This window comes from Burkholderia sp. LMG 13014 (assembly GCF_905232215.1).
In the GTDB taxonomy this organism is placed as follows: Bacteria; Pseudomonadota; Gammaproteobacteria; order Burkholderiales; family Burkholderiaceae; genus Burkholderia.
Genome location: NZ_CAJNKE010001048.1, coordinates 1 through 1099, shown reverse-complemented (window position 1 = coordinate 1099; position 1099 = coordinate 1). Strand labels below are relative to the sequence as shown.

The following is a 1099-nucleotide window of genomic DNA, read 5'->3' as shown; positions in this document are numbered from 1 at the left end:
TCGTCGGTGACGAGCCCCGACAGCCAGCCGCCGCGCAATGCGGCGATCACCGCGTCGCGTTTCTTCGGGCCGCCGGCGAACGCGATCGTCGGGCGCTTCGGCGGCGTGGCGAGCGCGACGCTCGTCACGCGCGCGCTCGTCGATACGGCGATCTGCGTGCCCTGCGCGTCGATCGGCACGCCGAGCAGTTCGGCCACCGCGCCGAGCGCGGTCATCTCGTCGCGTTCCTGTTCGGTGATGAAGCCGTCTTCGTAGAGCGGGCAGTGCGGGCCGATGTTGCCGATCCCGACGAATGCTACATCGGCCTTGCCCGACAGCGCCTCGACGATCCGGTACAGCCGGTGATTGCACCACTGCGCGCGCTCGGCGTCGCTGTCGGCGAACAGCGGCGCGGGCAGCAGGAAGTGCTTGCTGCCGGTTTTCTCGGAGATGTACTGCGCGACGTCGTAGCGGTTCGACGAACCGTCGGCCGCGATCGCGCCGACCATCGACACGAGCCGGTGCTGCGGCCGGTCGATCTGCGCGATCTGCGCGACCGCGGCCTTCAGCGTCCGGCCGCTGCTGACCGCGATCACCATCGGCCGCGTTTCGTTCAGGTAGCGCTCCATCACCTGCGCGCCGGCGACCGCGAGCTTGCGGTCGATCGCATCCGGTGCATCGGCATCGACGGGCACGACTTCACACATCGCGAGGCCGTAACGCTTCGACAGCTGCGCGCCGAGATCGAGACAGTCGGCGAGCTGGTGGTCGACGCGCACGCGGATCAGGTTCTTCTCGACCGCGAATGCGACGAGGCGCTGCGCGACCGGGCGCGACACCTGCAGCTTTTCCGCGATTTCGTTCTGCGTGTCGCCCGCGACGTAGTAGAGCCACGCGGCACGCGTGGCGAGATCGAGTTTTTCTGAGGACTTGGACACGATAGCGATTCGGTTTGGATCTGGGCGGGCCGCATGACGGCATCCACTGTACCGCATGTCGCGCACCTGGCCGCCGGCCGGCGCGCGACCTGCCGGCGCTTACGCGAGCCGTGCGCGCGACGGTTCGTACAGCGGCCGCACGTGGCGGTACAGCGCGCGGAACGCATCGAGGCGTTCGCGCA

At 68.9% G+C, this 1099-nt stretch carries 1 protein-coding gene; it reads right to left on the bottom strand.

All coding sequences use genetic code 11. The features are described 5' to 3' along the window. Positions 1-974: sugar-binding transcriptional regulator (locus tag JYJ84_RS37275; protein WP_205190356.1), on the bottom strand; the 974-nt coding region annotated here is incomplete at its 3' end. Between the last annotated feature and the right edge of the window lie 125 nt (positions 975-1099).